At 64.6% G+C, this 3,417-nt stretch carries 3 protein-coding genes; all 3 read left to right on the forward strand.

From position 1 onward, the window contains the following. On the forward strand, positions 1-1,370 hold a 1,370-nt coding region (locus NUV94_08005; GenBank protein ID MCR4392680.1), incomplete at its 5' end, for an ABC transporter substrate-binding protein. A gap of 61 nt (positions 1,371-1,431) precedes the next feature. Further along, positions 1,432-2,400, forward strand: coding sequence for an ABC transporter permease (locus NUV94_08010; protein ID MCR4392681.1), 969 nt, complete (start codon positions 1,432-1,434; stop codon positions 2,398-2,400). Next, the coding region (locus NUV94_08015) for an ABC transporter permease (GenBank protein ID MCR4392682.1) at positions 2,393-3,417 on the forward strand (1,025 nt) is incomplete at its 3' end. The genes NUV94_08010 and NUV94_08015, both read left to right, overlap by 8 nt.

The following is a 3,417-nucleotide window of genomic DNA, read 5'->3' on the forward strand; positions in this document are numbered from 1 at the left end:
GCTTGGCTCGGTTCTACGACATCGCCCCCAAGCATGTCTGGGAACCGATCTTCCGCGAGGCGATCCGGGAGGCGGAGGCGAATCCGGCCAAGGCGGCCGAGATCATCATGGCCAAGTTCCTTGGGGCTGACCCCGCGAGCGGCCGGGATCCGACCAAGGTCGTGGGGAGTGGCCCGTTCAAGCTCGTCGAGTGGCAGAGAAACCAGTTCATCCGCGGGGTGCGCCGAACCGATTTCTTCCTGTTCGATCCCCAGGTGTACGGTCCGGCGGAGAACTACGTGAAGGAGGTCATCGTCCGGTTCATCGTCCATGAGCCGACGCTCCTCGCGGCCCTGTTCGCCGGCGAGCTCGATGCCAGCGACGACATCGGCCTTGCCGGCCAGGATCCCGAGGTCCTGCGCTCCCGGGGCCGAGGGGTGTTCACGGTCGAGGTCTCCCCCTCCGGGTTCATCGAGCAGCTCAACTTCAACAACTTCGGTCACCCTCGTTACGGTGATGAAGGCTGTCAGATCGCTCGGGATCTCCTGCTCCATGATCCACGCACCCGCCAGGCCGTCATCCAGGCCATCGACCGCGAGGCGCTGGCCAAGGCGGTGTTCCCAGGGGCGATCGTGTCCAACTCGTTCGTGGTCCGGGGCGACTTCGGTTTCAACCCAGACCTCAACCCCTGGCCGTACGACCCCGAGGCCTCACGCAAGCTCTTGGCCGAGCTTGGCTGGAAGGACAGCGACGGGAACGGGGTCCTGGATCGCATCACTCCCGATGGCCGCAAGGTCGAGTTCCGTCTGCCTCACGCGACCACCCCGGCGTCGTTCCGGGTGCGGACCCAGGAACTGCTCCAGGAGTACCTGTCCGACGTCGGCATCGAGCTGGAGCCCGTGAACTACCCGGCTTCGGTTCTGTTTAGCACCGAGTTCGTCAACGGTGGCTCCGTTTGCACCTGGCCGGGGATTATCGAGTTCGCCTCGGCCGGGGGACTGGGCGAGGTCCCGGCAGATGAGCTCTCGGGCGAGCTGTGGGGCGATGACCCGCGCACCCCGGAGCTGTGGGACAACGTCCCACGCCGGGCGAACGCATTCGCCGGCAGCAACGTTACCGGCTGGATCAACGACGAGTACGACCGCCTGCACTTCGCGGCCTTGAGCGAGTTCGACCTCGCAAAGCGCGCCGACATCATCCGAGAGATGCAGGTCATCTTCAACGAGGAGCTCCCGTTCGTCCCGCTCTATGAGCGGGTGGAGATCCTCACCGCCAAGGTCGGCTTGGTGAACTACGTCAAGGGCACGGCCATCACCCGCACCCCGTTCTGGAACGCGTGGGAGTGGGGCTGGGAGCAACACGGCGCGGTGCAGCTTCGCACGGCCGGGTAGAGAGACAACCGGGGTGGGGGCTAGTCCCCCCACCCCTTCTTCCTCCCGAGGTGAAGATGCGGTGACGGCCTATATCATCCGGCGGGTCCTGCAGATCATCCCGACCCTGTTCATGATCTCACTCATCGTCTATGGCCTTCTCGCCCTCAAGCCCGGCGACCCAATCGACGAGCTCCGCTTCGGCAATCCAGGTTTCACCCAAGCCGACTACGAGCGGCTCATCAAGCTGTACGGCTTGGACAAACCGTGGTACTTCCGCTACTGGTACTGGCTGGGCCGTGCCGTGCAGGGGGACTTCGGCCCGTCCCGCCGGTACGGGATGCCTGCCGCGGAGTACATCTTTCGCTATCGGTTGCCGAACACCCTTATCCTTTCAGGGCTGTCGCTCCTCGTCGCGTTTATGGTCGCGGTACCTGCCGGGGTTTTTTCCGCACTACGTCAACACAGCGTGCTCGACTACGCGATCACGTTTGTCAACTTCATCGGGGTCTCGGTTCCGATCTTCTGGCTGGGGATCATGCTGATCTACCTGTTCGCCGTCTGGTTACGCGTTCTGCCAGCGGGGAGCGTCCAGACCCCGGGGATCGTTGGTGGGTGGGCCCAGTTCCTGGACCGGGCTCGGCACGTGATCCTCCCGGTCACGGCGCTCTCAGCGCTTCAGATGGCGTCTTGGACCCGGTTCATGCGCAGCTCGATGCTCGAGGTACTCAACCTGGATTACGTGCGCACCGCTCGGGCCAAGGGAGTGGCCGAACGGACCGTCACCTACCGCCATGCGTTGCGAAATGCGATCCTCCCGATCATCACCCTGGTCGGGCTGGCCATCCCAACTGTGTTCTCCGGGGCCGTGCTTACCGAGACCGTGTTCAACTGGCCGGGCATGGGCAGGGCCATCTTCGACTCCATCATTGCCAACGACTTCAACGTGGCCATGGTCGCCCTGATGTTCATCTCGCTTCTCATCCTTGCGTTCAACCTGCTGGCCGACCTCGCCTATGCCTTGGCCGACCCGCGGATCCGCTATGACTGAGGCGGTGAAAAGGCGACGACGTCCGCGCCAGCGGGTTGGTCAAGGGGAGAGCGCCTGGCACCTGACTTGGCGCCGGTTCCGTAACCACCGCCTGGCCCTGCTCGGCGGGACCGTCATCTTGGTCCTCGTCCTGGGGGCGGTCCTTGCTCCCTGGATCTCCCCGTACGAGTACTCGCGGACCAACCTCCGGCGCCAGTTTGCCGCCCCCACCTTCACCGTTCCCACCGATGCCCAGCTGTTGGGCCGTTGTACGCGGCCGGCCGTGCTTTTCTGGAAGTGCGGCATGCACCCGTTCGGCACCGATGACCTCGGGCGGGACATCCTGACCCGGGTCCTGTACGGGGGGCGGGTATCGCTCCTGGTGGGGTTCGCCGCGGGGCTGGCGTCCACCCTCCTTGGCGGCCTGCTTGGGGCCACGGTGGCCTACTTCGGGGGGCGCATGGACGCGCTGGTGAGCCGGTTCACCGACACCATGCTCTCCATCCCCCAGTTCCCGCTGCTCTTGATCCTAACTGGGGTGCTGGCCAGCCGTGAGGTGCCGTTGGCGGTGGCCCTGAGCAACGCCCTCGGCGGGGCAAAGAGCATCGTGGTGATCATTGTGGTAATCACCGCCCTTTCGTGGATGGGGGCATTCCGCCTCGTGCGGGGGGAGGTGTTAAGCCTTCGCGAGCGCACGTTTGTCGAGGCGGCGCGGGCGATCGGGGCCTCCCGCCGGCGGATCATCTTCCGATATCTCCTTCCCAACACCGCCCATGTGATGATCGTTCAGGCAACGCTCATGGTGGGGGAGGCCATCCTCATCGAGTCCGGGCTTTCCTTCCTCGGGCTGGGCATTCAACCCCCCGCGGTGTCGTGGGGCAACATGCTCTCTCGAGCCCAGGAGTTCTTGTACTACCCAAACGGCGTCTATGTCGCGCTCTTTCCTGGTGCGTTCATCTTTCTCACCGTGCTGTGTTTCAACTTCGTGGGGGACGGGCTTCGGGATGCCCTGGACCCCCGGTTCGGGCATCGGGTGTA

The organism is Candidatus Acetothermia bacterium, from assembly GCA_024653305.1.
GTDB lineage: Bacteria > Bipolaricaulota > Bipolaricaulia > Bipolaricaulales > Bipolaricaulaceae > JACIWI01.